This window comes from Meridianimarinicoccus zhengii (assembly GCF_003254465.1).
Taxonomy (GTDB): Bacteria; Pseudomonadota; Alphaproteobacteria; order Rhodobacterales; family Rhodobacteraceae; genus Meridianimarinicoccus; species Meridianimarinicoccus zhengii.
Genome location: NZ_QDFI01000092.1, coordinates 1 through 14,685 on the forward strand (window position 1 = coordinate 1; position 14,685 = coordinate 14,685).

Sequence of the window (14,685 nt, forward strand, 5' to 3'; positions counted from 1 at the left end):
CGTCCCCAGGCCGCGCCCGGCGCCCCAAGCCATCGCGCAGCCCGCCCCGGCCAAACCCGGCGCGGCACCTGTCGATGACGCGCGGCGTTACCGTCCGGGCGCCGGGCTGGCCGTGCTCGCCGGTCTTGGGGGGCTGGCGGCCGGCGTTGCCCTGACGCTCGTGCTTGTCGGGCCGGATACATCGACGCCCACCGAAGCACGCTCCGCCGACCCCGTGATCGCACCGGCAGGCATCGCAGCCGCTGCGCCCACCGTCGCCGGCCTGCACGAGCCGCCTGCCGTGGCATCGCCTCCGGCAAGCTTCCCCGCGACCGCGGACACGGTGACCGCCCGAAGTACCCCGACCTTGCCGCCGGTTCCCGGTGCGCGCGCAGTCGTGCCACGACCGCCCCCGGACGCGGTCGTGGCTGGGCCGCCGCCGCCCGCCACGGGCATCGAAGCACAGGGCCTTAACTGGCTGGGTCGGCTGCCTGCCACGGCGCAGCGCCCCGCCCCCCTGCCCGCCGCGGCGGACGCGGTCCCGGCCCGGGCGGTCCCGGGCCAACCGCCGCTCCCCGCCCTGCGCGGGTTCTCTGCAACGCTGATGCCGCCTGCCGCAAGGCCATCGACAGCGCCGCCACCCGACGACACCGCGGCCCAGGACCCGGCGGCCCCCTTTGTCGTGCTGCACGTGCCATCAGCGCCTGCACCGGGCACAGCCGCGTCACTTTCCGAAAGCCGCGCCGCGGGCTGGCCGGTGGTGCCCGTGGATTTCACCGTCAGCCGCTCGCATCTTCGGGTCTACCATGACGGCGACCGGGACGCGGCGGCGGCACTCGGGGCACGGCTCGGCCTTCCGGTACGCGATTTCATCGGGGTCGTGCCTGCCCCGCAAGGATTGATCGAGGTCTGGATCGCTGGCGCGCCGAAAGCGTCGGACTGACCGCGCCGCTTATCCCGGAAGAGCGAAGGCCGTACCGACCATGTGCCGGGCCGAGACATGCCCCGCCGCCGCCCCGACGGCGCGCGCGACCGCCCCGAAGCTGCCGGCGGCGATGCGCGGCGCGGTCACGCCCTGCAGGTCCGATTGCGCCAGCCGCCGCCCGACCGCCGCCACGATCCGGTCACGGATGGCCGGGGGAAAAGCACCGTCGATGACCACATCCTCGAAGTCGATCACGGCGGCGGTAGACACGACCGCATGGGCCAGCCCGCGGGCGGTGCGGTCGATCCAGTCCGTCAGGATCGGCTCCAACGCGTTCCAGTCGCCATCCTCGGACAGCGCGGGCGCGGCGTCGGGATGCGCGGCGCGCAGCATCCGCTGCAACACGATGAGCGAGGCGTGATCGACCAGCCGCATGCCGCCGGGTTCGTCGGGCACCCGCAGCGGACCGAACCCGCCCGCATTGCCGCGGCAACCGGTGAAGACGTTGCCGTTCAGCACGATGCCGCCGCCGATGAACGTTCCGACAAAGAAATAGACGCTGTCGGGCATGTGCGCGAGCTTGCCGAACGCCCACTCGGCCCGGCAGGCCGCGGTCGCGTCATTCTCGACGAGGATATCGCCGGGCAGCAGATCCGCAAGGTCGCGCGCGGCGTCGAAGCCGCGCCATTCAGCCATTTCGCCGGGATCCGCATCGAAGAGGTCCGACCATTGCCACAGCCCCGTGGGCATGGCGACGCCGCTTGCGGCGAGGTCGGCGCGCCGAAGCCGCGCGCGGCGCAGGAGCCCCGGCAGTTCCGCCTTGACGAAGGCCGCTGTCTCGCCAGGCGTGGGATAGGGATGCGGCCGGGCCCGGCGCGCGCGCACCATGCCGCAGAAATCCACGATCGCCATATCCAGGCTTTGCCGACCGATCTTCAGCCCGACATGGAACCGCGCATCCGGGTTCAGCCGCAACGGCACGGAGGGCTGGCCGATCCGTCCGCGCACCGGCTCGCCGCGCAGCAGCAGCCCGTCCTGTTCCAGCGCGCCGACGATCATCGACACGGCATTGGGCGACAACCCTGTCAGGCGCGTCGCGTCCGCCTTGGTCAGGGCGCCGCGCCGCCGGATCAGGTGCAGGATCAGCCGTTCGTTGAAATCCCGCACGGTGGTCTGATTCGACCCCCGCAGGCCCCGCGATTTCGGCAAGGTGCGATCACGGGCCATGGGACCGGCCCGGAAGACAAGGGCAGCCGCCCGTGAATGCCATCATGCGCCGCAACGTACCGAAGCGCCCGGCACGAGGCAATCGCGGCAGCGACCGCACGGGGGTCAGAGCAGCCCCAGATCGGCCAGCGCGGTTTCCATCTCGCGCGGGAGCGCGTCGTCGGCGGCGCGCCCCGCGGGCAGATCGGCGGGCGCGTCCTGCGGCGTCAGGTAGCGCCAGCCCTGGAACGGCCGGCGCGTGGCGGGGCGTGTGCGCACCACAGTATCGTCAAGCACGATGGCGCAGCGCACGATCCCGTCGCCGCCATCGACCCGCTGCAGGTCCAGAACCCGTTGCCGGGCCAGAATCACGCCCTTGAACACCCAGTAGATCGACCCGCCCGCCAACAGCTCCGCCTCGCGCCTGGGCCACATGCGGGTGACGTGGCACACGCGCCCGTCGGGCCCCTTGGCGCGCGGGCTGGACTGCCAGGCCAGCAGGTCGTCGACCTTTTCCGCGCCAACACAGAGCTTTACAAGATTTATGTGGTCAGCCATGCTGTGCCCCCTTCATCTGGTAAAAATAGTTGAAAATCCGCGCGCCGCAAGCTAGCTTTCGGGTCCCCGCCAATATCTGCCCTGGAGCCTTCCATGAGCCGCTTTTCCGCCCCTATCGCCGAAGCCATCTGGGACATGAAGTACCGCTTGAAGGACCCTGACGGCGCCGCGCGCGATGCCACGGTGGAAGACACCTGGTCGCGGATCGCCACTTCGCTTGCGTCGGTGGAAAAGGACCCGGCGGCTTGGGCGCCTAAATTCTATGCGGCGCTGGAGGATTTCAAGTTCCTGCCCGCGGGCCGGATCATCGCCGGTGCCGGCACCGACCGCAGCGTGACGCTTTTCAACTGCTTCGTCATGGGCACGATCCCCGACAGCATGGGCGGCATCTTCGAGATGCTGCGCGAGGCGGCGTTGACCATGCAGCAGGGCGGCGGGATCGGGTATGATTTCTCGACCATCCGGCCCAAGGGCGCGCCGGTGCGGGGCGTGGCGGCTGACGCGTCGGGGCCGCTGTCGTTCATGGACGTGTGGGACGCGATGTGCCGCACGATCATGTCGGCGGGGTCGCGCCGGGGCGCCATGATGGCCACCATGCGCTGCGACCATCCGGATATCGAGGCGTTCATCACCGCCAAGTCCGACAGCGCGCGGCTGCGAATGTTCAACCTGAGCGTGCTGGTAACCGACGATTTCATGGCCGCGGTGAAGGCCGACCAGATGTGGGACCTGGTGTTCGAAGGCACGGTCTATCGCACCCTGCGCGCCCGCGACCTGTGGGACCGGATCATGCAGTCGACCTATGATTACGCGGAACCCGGCGTGATCTTCATCGACCGGATCAACGCCGCCAACAACCTGAGCTATTGCGAGACGATCGCGGCCACCAATCCCTGCGGCGAGCAGCCCCTGCCCCCTTACGGTGCGTGCCTGCTGGGGTCGATCAACCTCGCCAAGCTGGTTGCCGCACCGTTCGAAGATGACGCGCGGCTGGACGAGGACGCACTAGACGACCTCGTGCGCACGGCGGTGCGGATGATGGACAACGTGGTCGATGCCTCCCGCTTCCCGCTGGAGGCACAGGCGCGCGAGGCGCAGGTCAAGCGGCGGATCGGCCTTGGTGTCACGGGGCTGGCCGATGCGCTTTTGATGGTCGGGCTGCGCTATGGCTCCGAGGAAGCGGCGCGTCAGACCGACCGCTGGTTGCACGCCCTCGCCCGCGCCGCGTATTTGGCTTCAAGCGATCTGGCCGCCGAAAAGGGCGCTTTCCCCCTGTTCGACCGGGATTCGTACCTGGCGAGCGGAACCATGGAAGGGATGGATGACGACGTGCGCGCGGCGGTGGCCGAGAAGGGTATCCGCAACGCGCTGCTGACCTCCATCGCGCCGACGGGCACGATCAGCCTCTATGCCGGGAACGTGTCGTCGGGGATCGAGCCCGTCTTCGCCTACAGCTACACCCGCAAGGTGCTCCAGAAGGACGGGTCGAAGACCGAGGAGGAGGTCGTCGATTACGCCGTTCAGATGTGGCGCGAGAAGTTCGGCGACCGCGACTTGCCGGACTATTTCGTCAATGCCCAGACGCTGGCGCCGATGGACCATGTGCGGATGCAGGCGGCGGCGCAACGCTGGGTGGACAGCTCGATCTCCAAGACGATCAACTGCCCCGAAGACATCGATTTCGAGGCGTTCAAGGACGTCTACATGGCCGCCTGGGACCAGGGCTGCAAAGGCTGCACGACCTACCGACCCAACGCGATCACTGGCAGCGTGTTGAGCGTGACCGAGGAAGCAAAACACGAACCGGCCAAGGCCGACGGGCTGCAGGTGGCGGGCGACGTGGTTTACATGACCGAACCGCTGGACCGGCCCAAGGAACTCGCGGGCGCCACCTACAAGCTGAAATGGCCCGACAGCGAGCACGCGATCTATATCACCATCAACGATATCGAGGTGGACGGGCGGCGGCGGCCATTCGAGATCTTCATCAATTCCAAGAACATGGAGCATTTCAGCTGGACCGTGGCGCTGACGCGGATGATCTCGGCGGTATTCCGGCGGGGTGGCGACGTGTCCTTCGTGGTCGAGGAGCTGAAGGCCGTGTTCGACCCGCGCGGCGGCGCGTGGATGGAAGGGCGCTACATCCCGTCGATCCTCGCGGCGATCGGCGGCGTGATCGAACAGCACATGGTGGAGACGGGCTTCATCGGCGGCGCGGGGCTGGGCCTGAAGACCGACCCCAAGGCGCAGATTGCGGTGGTGGGCGAGCGGCGTGGCAAGTCATGTGCGAGCTGTGGGAGTTTCGAGATGCGCATGGTCGAAGGCTGCATGACCTGCGCAAACTGCGGGTTTTCGAAGTGTGGGTAGGCGCGGCGCGGCCTGTTTATTATAGCCGCTAGCAATTCTTGACCATTACAAGCATTTCGGTGGCCATTTTGCAGGCTTAGGCTGGCCACCGCGTGTTGTCGTGGGAATTGCGTCGGTTTTGGCGGAATTTTCCCGTTTTTCCGTCTTGGGACGGGTGTATCGCGATCAAAGGTCAACAGAAGGTGAACACGGCCGTTCTGACCGATGGGTAGCCGGTCTTTGTAACCTTTTTGAAGCAATTTGGGGTCCGGGTGCGCTGTTGCGCGGCCGGTTCCTGGCCGGCGTTCCCAAGCGCGCGCCCTCGGACGCAAACGGCCTGGGCGGCGCGCGGCAATGCAGGGTGCTCCGGGTGGGCGCACTTCTGTGGGGAAGGTGATCGCGCCGAGGGTCGGGTGATCCCGGTCGGCGCCAACAGCTATCGCGCGCGGCCCCTGACCTGGGGGGCGACTCTGCGTCCGGCGGTCACGGTGTCATGTCTGCGCGGATTTCGCGCAACGCGTTGGGCGGCCGCCACGCGAGGGAGGCATCATGTGGGATACTCGGTGGGCTTGGCGAACGCGCCGCGACCCTTGCCCCCTTGGTCCGACGCTCTCCAAGTGCGTTGCCGGTCCGTGGCAGTGACGCGAAACTTAGCGTTTGTCGCTGAACGCGGGCAAATGTAACCTATCATTTGTCGTCGGACGGGCCGCAGATTGCGGTTAAGGTGTTGTAATCTTGGGGAAAGTGTCGGGGGCGGGAGGGGCCGCAATCGGCGGTTCGCCTTTGGAACGCGCAAGCCTTTGATTTTTCGCCACTTCCTGCCCGCATGGGTGCTCTGAGCGGGGATTGCGGATCCTATTGCGGATCCTTCCGGCAAGCGTGCTGTGCGATCACGCGCCGTCTACTGGCGGCCTGTTTTCCCGCATGATGCGGTCGCACTTTTCGACCACTGCTTCCGGGTTCTGCAAGTCCTCATGAATTAAAAGCGCCAAGGTAGTAGCTGCCGAATTGATAGTTCCTAGTTTCAAGGTATCATATTGGGCATCTCGGACTATAGCCCAGAAATCCGATGCAGAATGATCCAATATTTGAATTATCTCCGCGAAATTATTACCCTGTAATTCTGCCCCGAAAATTTTTGCGTATCTAAACAGTGCAAGTGCAAACGCTGCATTTTCATAATCGCTCCAATAGGCAGGTGCCGTAGCCTCTCGGTGGAGCGCCTCACCTTCGAGAATACCCGCGAATTTTGCTGGCACCCTCTGTCGCGCTCGCCAACCCGACACAGTGCGCTTGTCGAGCCTTAGTGCTCTCGCAAGGTCGGAGTCGGTTATCACCTTGAAGTGCTGCTTGAGCGCTTCGACGACTTCATCTGCGGTCTTGTCCATCACACCACCTTGACACATGCGTATTCAGCAAGCATGGTCCTCAAAGACTTCATTGAGGACTCTAGGGACCATGATGCACGAAGAACACCATAAACCCGGACCGCAGACTTTGAAAGCTGTTCGTGGAGCCCTTGTAGTCCGGGGTTCATCGCTTGCCCGGTGGGCGGATGAGAAGGGTGTGAAGCGGCAGAACCTGACCAAGGCAATCTTGGGGAAGTGGAACGGCCCAAAGGGTCAAGCATGGTTCCGCGCGGTCGTTGAAGACGTGCTAGGCTCCGACACTGGCGAAGCGGCGGGCGCATCGGGGATCAAGAAGAAACCCTGATGTGTGTGCTTGCTTCCTCCCAAGACTTTGCCTCTGCGGTCGGAATTGCCGAACGGAATGCACGTATGGCATTCCGGCGGGCCGCACAGGGCAAGCCTTGGCACGGTGAAACCCTTCCCGTTGTGCAGATCGAAGGCCAGCGGGGCGGGGCGGCGGGTTGCGCCTATGCGGTTGACCTGTCGCGGTGTTCGCCTGCGCTGCTGGCCAAGTTCGACGGCCTGCGGGCACTGCGGGACGAAGCCGCCGCGACCGTGCCCGCGCCGGTCGCGGTTCGGTCGAGCGTGGAACCGTGGCGGGCCAAGGAAGGACAGCGGCGGCTCGACATCATCCGCCCGCTTCTGGACACGGCGAAAGGGTCGCGCGCGCGGGGCAAGGTGCTGCGGGAGATCGTGGCGAAGACCGGCGTCGATGTGGACGCAAGGACGCTGCAACGCTGGCTTTCCGACTATGAAAGCAGGGGCTTGATTGGCCTTCTGCCCAAGCCAAACGGCAACCCCGGCAAGCGCCGGGTCGAGGTCACGCGGGCATGGGATGACGGGATCGACCTTGACGACGCGGCGCGCGCGGCGGTTGTCGCACAGATCGAGACCTACACGAAGACCATGATCGCGAAGGGCGTTTCCCTGGCGAAGGTCAGCAGGCAGGCATCGCTTGAACTGGCGGATCTGTGCCGGGACGCGGGATCGCAGATCGGGCCGCGAAAGCTCGGACAGCTATGCCGCCTCAACACGAAATTCGTGATGCGGTTCAAGGACAAGCGCCGGGTGGCGCGGCATGACCTGGACAACAAGGACCACTTCGACAAGGACAAGCCGCGCATTTCGCGCGGGCGGTGCACGTGGCCGATGGAAGTGGTCTACGGCGACGTGCACCCCATCGACATTTACGTGCCTGTGCCCAACGGGAAGGGGCAACTCCGGGTGCGGCTCATCGCATGGATGGATGATTGCACGCATCACATGTGGGCAACGGTCGCGGTGCTGGGCAAGGGCAATGGCATTCGCGCGACCGATGTTGCCGATGCGCTCTACCACATGGTGTGCGACCCTGCGGCGGGTGTGCCGCGCACACTCTACCTGGACAACGGGTCGGAATATGGCTCCGTCGCAAAGGCGATGGGTGAAATCCCGGACGCGGTGAACGTGCTCGGGGCTTACGGTGGATGCGTCAAGGCAAAACCCTATAACGGGCCTGCCAAAGGGTTGATCGAAGGCGCATTTTCCAAGCTGGAACAGGGCTTTTTAACGCACCTTCCGGGGTGGATCGGCGGGGACCGGACGAACAAGAGAACCCATGCGGTTGGCAAGCCTGTAAAGGGCTTTTCAGGCACCGTTGAAGACCTTGTTCAAGCGGTCCAAGGCATGGTTGCCGCCTATAACGATGAGCCGCAACACGGGCGGCTTCAGGGCAAGTCGCCACGGCAGGCCATGCGGGATGCTATCGCCGCCGGGTTCGAGGCGGTCACGATGGACGATGACGCGTTCGACTTCGCTTTCAGCAAGCGCGATGACAAGCCGATCATTCAAGGCCGGTTCCGGCTCAAGGGCACGTTCTATCAGAACGACGAAACCATGAAGCTGGGTGCGGGGGATCGCATCGAAGTGCGGATACCGCTGCGCAGCGGCACAGACCGGGTGTTCGTGGTCTTCAATGGGGAGTTCAAGGGCGCGGCCCATGCCGACACCCAGTATCACCCGCTCGACCGCGAAGGCGCGATTGAAAGCAGCCGCCGCGCAAACCTGCAACGCCAAGCAATCCGGGACCTGAAGGCCGATATCGATCCTTCGATCGACCCGGCAACGGAGATCCTGAAGCGTGTCGATCGCACGCCGCTTGTGGCGGAGCACGGGACCATCGTTCGGCTTTCGGACCAGACCGATACGGACACAACGGGGGACGATGACGCGGCCAAGCGCGCGTTCCTGGAAGACCTTCTTCGCCACGCCAATGGCGACGGCGAAGCAAGCCGAATGGCCGGTGGGAAATGATTTGGCGTCGGACCCCACCGGCCATTCAAAATGCAACCCTGTCAGAGGATTAGAAATGACAGAGCTACCAGACATTCCTACCATCGACACCGCCGTGTGCGCAACGATGCGCTTGGTCATCGGTGACGTGCTCGACGGCGCGGGGCTTGCCGTCATGCGCGGGCCGGTCGGCATCGGCAAAAGCTATGCCCTGCGCAAGGTCATCGGCGAATTCGAAGCGGACGGGGCGAAGGTCACATACCTTGCCGCCACGGGCGCCGTGCAGGGCAAGATTGCCGAGTTCCTGCGGGCGCTGCACGGGCGTGAAGGCTTGTCCAGTGCCGAAGGTCTCGAACTGGCCTTCGACATGCTGGGGGGCTATCCGTTCCGGTCCTATGGCCCGCGTTCGGTGTTGATCGTGGACGAAGCCCAAGACCTTGCTGCGCCGATCATCGCCCAGCTTCGCGGGCTTTGGGACCGCGGCGAACTGGCCCGTCTTGGCGACCCGTGGTGCCCTGCCTTCGGGCTTGTCATGGTCGGAAACGACCAGTTCCTTGGCAACGGCACCCGGCAGGACCGGGTGAACCTGAAGCCCTTGTGGGACCGCATGACGCACAACATCCGGTTGCCGCGCCCCAGCAAGGACGAACACGCGGCATTCGCCCGCGCGCTGTTTCCGGCCGATGACGCGGACAAGATGCGCGCGATGGTGCAGGCGTTCGGCGAAGACCAGGGGAGCTTGCGCGCGGCGCACAAGGCCGCACGGCAGGCATACATTCGCGCCGGCCAGAAGGGGCAGGACGTGAACGCGGATCACCTTGCCTTCGCAATCCGCATGATGGGAGGGGGCAAGTGATGGATCGATCCAAGGCACTGAGAACCGTGGCCCTTGCTTGGGAAAGTTCAGTCGAACATCGCTGCCACATCCAGAGCGTGAAACACGCCCTCTTGTTGGCGGTGAAGGCACACGAGGATCAAATCTCAGCCGATGAACAGACCGTTCACGGTGAAATCGCGCTCGACCTGCTTGCGACCATGAGCACTTGTGCCATGGCTCTCAATCAACTGGCGGGTGAAATGGGCATGGGGATCATCAACCCTCTGCAAATCGCGGTCAACGAGCTTGGAGGGAACGCATGATGGAAGTCACCATCACGATCAACGTGCCGGATATGGAGACGGCAGACGCAATCAAGCACATGGGTGTTCTGTGCATCCCGACATCGATACCCACGTTCATGCGGTTGAGGGACATTGCAGCGCCGCAGCTTGAAGGCTTCACCGAGTCGAAGCTTGCGAGGCTAGAGGCGGCGCATGCCAAGAACCCGCCGCAGACCGAGGAACAGAGGGCTGCCTTTGTCGAGTTGTACGACAAGGCAACGCAGGCCGACAACAACGCGCACATGATAAACAACGCACTTCGCGCAGCGCGGTGGTATCCGCTCGCCTCGGTCGCGTCGGATCGATCCGAGGATGAGGGGGACGAATGATGACACAGGAAGTCATCCATCACACCGGCATTCTGATGACGCTTGAGGAGGGTTCCCAAGCCTCTGACGCTTTCGAGGGTGCGGGCATGACGCTCCGCGAAGCGGTCTCGGCGTTCGAAGTTATCGAAATCGCTATGCTGGAAGGATATTTCAGCGACACGCAGCTTGCCGCAGTCGCATCGCTGCTGACAGACGGCCTGAGGGCGCGGCGGGAGCGTTTCGAGCCGATCCTTGATAAGATGGGCGACCGGCTGCGTGACAACCTTGCTCGCGACATCAAGGGCGCACAGGAGTTCGACCGCGAGGAAGCAGCCCGCAAGGCGCAGGAGGGGAAGACCAATGCCGCTTAGCACCAAGCAACTGGCCCTGATCCACGTGGCGAAGGCGAAGCTCGGGATCACCGAAGACCAGTATCGCGCGTGCCTCGTGCAGATCGCGGGCGTGGAAAGCTCCAAGGATCTGGACCGTGGCGGGTTCGAGGCGTTGATGGGCTTCTTCGAATACATGGGCTTCAAGCCGCTCAACCCGCGCGGCGCGGTCTATGGCGATCGGCCCGGCTTCGCCAGTTCGGCGCAGGTGCAACTGATCCGCGAGCTTTGGTTCGAATACACCGGCGGCGGGCAGGACGACACGCTGAACAAGTGGCTGCTACGCACGTTCAAGGTATCGAGCCTGCGCTTCCTCAAGATGGAACAGGCGCGCAAGGCAATCACCGCGCTCAAGGCGATGAAGACCCGCGCGGCCTGAGCCGGACCAGGACAACACAAGGGGCGGCGCGCGCGGGCGTGCCGCCCCTTTCCGTTCCGGCCCTGAGCGGCCCGTAGAGCGCCCTTCCCGCCGCGCGGCACCCGGGGCACCCGAAAACCCGACTTGGCGTTCCTGACCCGTTTAATGGGTATTCAACGGCGATGCCTGCGCCCCGCGCGCCATGCGGCGGGATCACGCTTGCAAATCCAGCCGCCGCGCGGCACGTTCCGGGGGTGCCGTGGTGGCCCGAACCGCGCCCCCGGAAAACGTTCTAGGCTGGAATGTGTTCGGGGTCGTGCGACGGTCTCGCATGGCCAGCACAGCACCCGAAATCCCCGAATATCCGACCTGCGCGCAATGCTTGGGAATGGGCATGGATGTGCCCGATCAGCTTGCCGAACTGGAGGCCGCTATCGGGCACCCGGCGCTTGTCGCGTTCCTGCTGGAATGGGGCGGGCACGAGGTTTGCATTCCGTCGCGCCCGGTGAAGCCCGGAACGCCCCATGCCGCCGCCCTGGAATGGCTGCGCCGGGAAGTCGGGTTCGGAAAATGGATGGTGCCGCGCGGCCCGGTCAATGACCGCACCCGCGCCGCCTGGGAAACCCTGCGCCGCGTGCGGGCCGGGCAATCGATCAAGGACATTGCCCGCGCACAGAACTGCCACACCCGCACCGTGAGCAACCGCAAGACCAAGTTCACCCGCCTGGGGCTTCTGGACCCGGCACCGCAAGACACGACGAAGGACAAGCACCCATGATCATCAATCCGCAAAATCTCGACACCGCGTTCCGGGGCTGGAAAACGCAGTTCAACGAAGCCTTCGCCGCCGGTGAAACGCACGGAGAGCGCATCGCGATGACCGTGCCCAGTTCGACCCGCGAAGAAGCCTACGGATGGCTTGGCCAGTTCCCCCAGTTGCGCGAATGGGTCGGCGACCGGGTTGTGAAAGACATCAAGGCCCACGGCTTCACGATCACGAACGTCAAGTTCGAAAGCACCATCTCTATCAGTCGCGAGGATTACGCCGATGATCGCTACGGCGTCTTCGGATCGATGTTCCGCGAGATGGGCCACCAGGCGAAGGTGCATCCCGATGAACTGATTTTCGGGCTTCTGGCGGAGGGCGAAACAACCCTGTGCTATGACGGGCAGAACTTCTTTGACACCGATCACCCGTCGGTGGACCGGAACGGCGATGCAGTCACCGTGTCGAACATCCTGGAACCGCTGGGCACGGATACGCCCTGGTATCTCTTCGACACGTCTCGCCCGATCAAGCCGATGATCTGGCAGGAACGCGAAGACTACGAATTCCAGATGGTGAACAACCACAACGACACCGGCGTGTTCATGACGGACCTGTATCACTATGGCGTGCGCGCGCGGGTGAATGCCGGGTTCGGGCTGTGGCACATGGCCTTCATGTGCAAGGGGCCGCTGAACGCCGCGAACTACAAGGCCGCGCGCGCCGCGATGATGGAACTGCGCGGCGACCAGGGCCGGGTGCTGGGTCTCAAGCCCGACACGCTCGTGGTGCCGCCGTCGCTCGAAGAGGCCGCGCGCCAGATCGCGGTGGCGCAGTTCGACGGCGCGGGCGCATCGAACGTCTGGTCGGGCACGGCGGACGTGATCGTCACGCCGCAGCTTGCCTGAGCCGGGGTGCGTGCCGTGTCGCCCTGGGCTGCGGCCTACCTCACGCTCATGATCCTGGCCGCCCTGGTCGGGATCGTGAACCACGGCGAACCGCGCCCGCCGCATTCGGCTGCAACCGCGCTTCTGGGGTTCGGCCTGTCCTTCTGGCTTCTCTACATGGCGGGGTTCTGGAAATGACCGTCGAATACCTGGAACGCGTCCTGTGCAACGCCGTTGACTTGCACCCGGCGGCGTCCGGTGCCGGACAGTGGGCGCACCTCGTGCCGCTGGGCCGGGTGACGGGCCGGGACGGGCGCACCTTCATCGTGCGCGACCCGCATTCCATCGTGCAACGGTCCCTGCATGGCGGGCGCGAACTGCCGGTGGACTACGAACACGAGATGGACACGCCGCGCGCGCCTGGCGCGGCTGCCGTGCCCGCTGCCGGGTGGATCAAGGAACTACAGGTCCGCGCGGATGGTATCTGGGGCCGCGTCGAATGGACGGAGCGCGCCGGAAAGATGGTCGCGGCCCGCGAATACCGCTTCCTGTCGCCGGTACTCTACCACGCGAAGGACCGCACCGTCATGCGCATCGCGGGCGCGGGGCTCGTGCACCGTCCGAACCTGGAACTGAAATCCCTGTCGAGCGAGGATAGCCCGATGACCGATACACCGACCGCGCCGGGTGCCGCCCTGGCACAGATCGCCGAAGCCCTTGGCCTGCACGCGGAAGCGACCAGCGCCGAAATCGTGACCGCCATTCAGGACAAGACCACGCCGGACCCGGCGCAGTATGTGCCGATTGAAGCGGTCAAGGAACTGCTGGCAGCGGGCAAGGAACGCTTCGCCGCCATGAGCGAAGACAAGGCCCGCCAGAAGGTCGATGACGCCACCACGCGCGGCTACATCACGCCGGGAATGCGCGGCTGGGCGATGGCCCTGTGCGCCCAGGACCCGGAACGCTTCGACGAATTCCTGTCGTGCTCCGTTCCGGCCTACGCGCACCTTCACCACATGCACACCCACGGCGCGGGGCTGAGCGGCGCGCGTGGTGCCCACGTCAGCGGCGACGAAGCCGAAATCCTGCGGCACATGGGCATCGATCCGGCCAAGATGGCCGACTGAGCTTCGTCCGGGTGGGCTTGTCGGAATTGACCACCCGGACGAAAGCGGCGGCGGCGCGGGTGCTTGTCCATCCACCTGAGCGCCGCCGCCGCACCTGATCCGAGGGACGCGCCATGACACGCGAGACCGATCTTGCAGACCTGATCCACGCCGCACGCGGCACGATGGATGCCGCGCAAGCGTCAATCGAATTGGCGCAGCGGGTAATTGCGCAGGCGCATTCCGATATTGAAACGGCCCGCCGTTCAATTGCCGAATTGGCGGAAACGACACAGGCGCATGTGATCGCCGAATTACCGGCCAGCACCGCGCCCATTACCGAACACCGCCGCAATCACCGGCCCGGACGCCCCGCCGTTCTCGACACCGACCCGGAATTGCGCGCCTTCGTTCTCGCCCGCATCGACCGAATGACGTTCCACGAAATCGAGGCTGAAATCGCCCTTCAATACCCCGTTGAACGCCGCGTGAAGAAGTCTGCAATCCACGCCTGGTGGAAGAAGACCCGCGCACGCCACACGCCCGCACCGAACGCGCAACAGTGACGGACCATCACGGATAGCCGCTGGACTTCCGCCCTAGTCCGACGACAAACCTTAGGTAACGACGATATTTGATAGGTTACACAACAGCAGAGCACCGCACGGGACCCGTCGCTGCACAAAAAAACTGCCTCCGGCAGTCCTGCTGCCGGAGGCGATGTGATGCGGGGTCCCGTGTGCGTCGGTCGCGGGGCGCGGGGCATGGCCAGTGCCGTGACTGGCCCTCGGGGTCATGCGCCGTCTTCGATGTCCCAGCCGGGTTCATCACCGTCCTGGCTGTCGTCCTGCCCCGCGTCCGGTTGCCCGTCGTCGGGCATGGCCGGTGTGGCCTGGCCCTGCGGGTCGGGACCTGCCGGTGCATCCGGGTCTGGCTGGCCGCCGAATGCGCCGAGTTCCTCGCCGAAGGACATGTCCATGCTGCGGGGCGGTCGGTCCTGGCGCGCGGCCGCGCAG

General features: G+C 65.1%; 17 protein-coding genes and 1 pseudogene. 14 read left to right on the top strand and 4 right to left on the bottom strand.

The genetic code is table 11. The features are described 5' to 3' along the window. Positions 1 to 922, top strand: a pseudogene (locus tag DDE13_RS19695) (hypothetical protein); the annotation flags it as partial. Positions 923 to 931: 9 nt separating this feature from the next. Here DDE13_RS19695 and DDE13_RS19700 read toward each other — a convergent pair. Together DDE13_RS19700 and DDE13_RS19705 are read right to left on the bottom strand one after the other, a co-directional pair. Beyond that, positions 932 to 2,131 carry an ROK family transcriptional regulator gene (locus DDE13_RS19700; RefSeq protein WP_111405941.1) on the bottom strand — a complete coding sequence of 400 codons (1,200 nt, stop codon included), beginning with the start codon at positions 2,129 to 2,131 and terminating at the stop codon, positions 932 to 934. Between the two features lie 105 nt (positions 2,132 to 2,236). Further along, positions 2,237 to 2,668, bottom strand: a complete 432-nt coding sequence (locus DDE13_RS19705) for a DUF1489 family protein (protein ID WP_111405942.1) — start codon at positions 2,666 to 2,668, stop codon at positions 2,237 to 2,239. A gap of 93 nt (positions 2,669 to 2,761) precedes the next feature. Here DDE13_RS19705 and DDE13_RS19710 point away from each other — a divergent pair, with 93 nt between their 5' ends. Next, positions 2,762 to 5,035, top strand: a complete 2,274-nt coding sequence (locus DDE13_RS19710; RefSeq protein WP_111405943.1) for an adenosylcobalamin-dependent ribonucleoside-diphosphate reductase — start codon at positions 2,762 to 2,764, stop codon at positions 5,033 to 5,035. A gap of 869 nt (positions 5,036 to 5,904) precedes the next feature. Here DDE13_RS19710 and DDE13_RS23030 read toward each other — a convergent pair. Next, positions 5,905 to 6,402, bottom strand: a complete 498-nt coding sequence (locus DDE13_RS23030; RefSeq protein WP_162631111.1) for a hypothetical protein — start codon at positions 6,400 to 6,402, stop codon at positions 5,905 to 5,907. Between the two features lie 70 nt (positions 6,403 to 6,472). Between DDE13_RS23030 and DDE13_RS23035 the strand changes: the two genes are divergently transcribed. The 12 genes from DDE13_RS23035 (at position 6,473) to DDE13_RS19760 (ending at position 14,235) form a co-directional block, all read left to right on the top strand. Next, complete coding sequence (locus tag DDE13_RS23035; RefSeq protein ID WP_162631112.1) at positions 6,473 to 6,727, top strand: hypothetical protein; 255 nt, start codon at positions 6,473 to 6,475, stop codon at positions 6,725 to 6,727. Between the two features lie 65 nt (positions 6,728 to 6,792). Beyond that, the gene (locus tag DDE13_RS19715; protein WP_162631113.1) at positions 6,793 to 8,715 is read left to right on the top strand and encodes a helix-turn-helix domain-containing protein; all 1,923 of its coding nucleotides are present in this window, start codon (positions 6,793 to 6,795) and stop codon (positions 8,713 to 8,715) included. 55 nt (positions 8,716 to 8,770) lie between these two features. Continuing rightward, entirely contained in the window at positions 8,771 to 9,550 is a 780-nt protein-coding gene (locus DDE13_RS19720; protein ID WP_162631114.1) for an ATP-binding protein, read from the top strand. Further along, complete coding sequence (locus DDE13_RS19725) at positions 9,550 to 9,834, top strand: hypothetical protein (RefSeq protein WP_111405946.1); 285 nt, start codon at positions 9,550 to 9,552, stop codon at positions 9,832 to 9,834. Before DDE13_RS19720 ends, DDE13_RS19725 begins: the two co-directional genes overlap by 1 nt. Further along, positions 9,831 to 10,184, top strand: a complete 354-nt coding sequence (locus DDE13_RS19730; protein WP_162631115.1) for a hypothetical protein — start codon at positions 9,831 to 9,833, stop codon at positions 10,182 to 10,184. The genes DDE13_RS19725 and DDE13_RS19730 overlap by 4 nt, the downstream gene beginning before the upstream one ends. Continuing rightward, a complete protein-coding gene (locus DDE13_RS19735) occupies positions 10,181 to 10,534 on the top strand; it encodes a hypothetical protein (protein ID WP_111405948.1) in 354 nt (117 codons plus the stop codon). Before DDE13_RS19730 ends, DDE13_RS19735 begins: the two co-directional genes overlap by 4 nt. Then, a complete protein-coding gene (locus DDE13_RS19740; RefSeq protein WP_111405949.1) occupies positions 10,524 to 10,931 on the top strand; it encodes a regulatory protein GemA in 408 nt (135 codons plus the stop codon). The genes DDE13_RS19735 and DDE13_RS19740 overlap by 11 nt, the downstream gene beginning before the upstream one ends. A 373-nt stretch (positions 10,932 to 11,304) precedes the next feature. Continuing rightward, complete coding sequence (locus DDE13_RS19745) at positions 11,305 to 11,688, top strand: helix-turn-helix domain-containing protein (protein WP_162631116.1); 384 nt, start codon at positions 11,305 to 11,307, stop codon at positions 11,686 to 11,688. Continuing rightward, positions 11,685 to 12,584 carry a Mu-like prophage major head subunit gpT family protein gene (locus DDE13_RS19750; protein WP_111405951.1) on the top strand — a complete coding sequence of 300 codons (900 nt, stop codon included), beginning with the start codon at positions 11,685 to 11,687 and terminating at the stop codon, positions 12,582 to 12,584. The genes DDE13_RS19745 and DDE13_RS19750 overlap by 4 nt, the downstream gene beginning before the upstream one ends. A 15-nt stretch (positions 12,585 to 12,599) precedes the next feature. Beyond that, positions 12,600 to 12,761 (top strand): hypothetical protein, encoded by a 162-nt coding sequence (locus DDE13_RS23040; RefSeq protein ID WP_162631117.1) that lies wholly within the window; start codon positions 12,600 to 12,602, stop codon positions 12,759 to 12,761. Continuing rightward, entirely contained in the window at positions 12,758 to 13,690 is a 933-nt protein-coding gene (locus tag DDE13_RS19755) for a phage protease (RefSeq protein WP_111405952.1), read from the top strand. Before DDE13_RS23040 ends, DDE13_RS19755 begins: the two co-directional genes overlap by 4 nt. Before the next feature lie 113 nt (positions 13,691 to 13,803). Continuing rightward, a complete protein-coding gene (locus DDE13_RS19760; protein ID WP_111405953.1) occupies positions 13,804 to 14,235 on the top strand; it encodes a hypothetical protein in 432 nt (143 codons plus the stop codon). A gap of 227 nt (positions 14,236 to 14,462) precedes the next feature. Here DDE13_RS19760 and DDE13_RS19765 read toward each other — a convergent pair. Next, positions 14,463 to 14,685 (bottom strand): hypothetical protein (locus DDE13_RS19765; RefSeq protein ID WP_222626152.1); only part of this gene is annotated, 223 nt, incomplete at its 5' end.